Source organism: Paenibacillus sp. 05T425 (assembly GCF_056396205.1).
In genome coordinates this window covers 1-411 of record NZ_JBFTLA010000137.1, presented here as the reverse complement: position 1 = coordinate 411, position 411 = coordinate 1, and the positions used below count along the sequence as shown (strand labels likewise).

Here is a 411-nt window from a genome sequence, read left to right as displayed (position 1 = left end):
ATCACCGACAGATGCTAGTCGCTCTTGTTGCCCCATCGATTCAGCCCGCAGTTCATTAAGCAGCTTTGCTGTCGCTATCCACACTACGAAGGCTATGAATAGATAAGCCATGCAAAAGTAAAGCCCCGGCGAAATTCGTATACCCCACCATTCAAAAAGCCAATCTCCGCCTTTCACTGCCACGAAACAGCCAATGACGACCAAAACTAATGCTCTGACAATATCCGGAAAGTACTTTGGTTTTTTCCTCATTTGCCACGCTCCTTCTGCTTACACAGAATTTAGTCGTGTTGCATCGACCAGTTGAATCCACAGTCGAAACCATCCCTTCGCACCACACAACAATCGACCAATTACACCCCGCATCGCTATCTGACGCCCTGCTGGTATTCACGGGGCGTACATCCAAAC

The 411-nt window shown here is 48.4% G+C and carries 1 protein-coding gene; it reads right to left on the bottom strand.

Annotated features, from left to right (window positions below):
- On the bottom strand, positions 1-252 hold a 252-nt coding region (locus AC1DF0_RS32465), incomplete at its 3' end, for a hypothetical protein (RefSeq protein ID WP_477577718.1).
- Positions 253-411 lie beyond the last annotated feature (159 nt).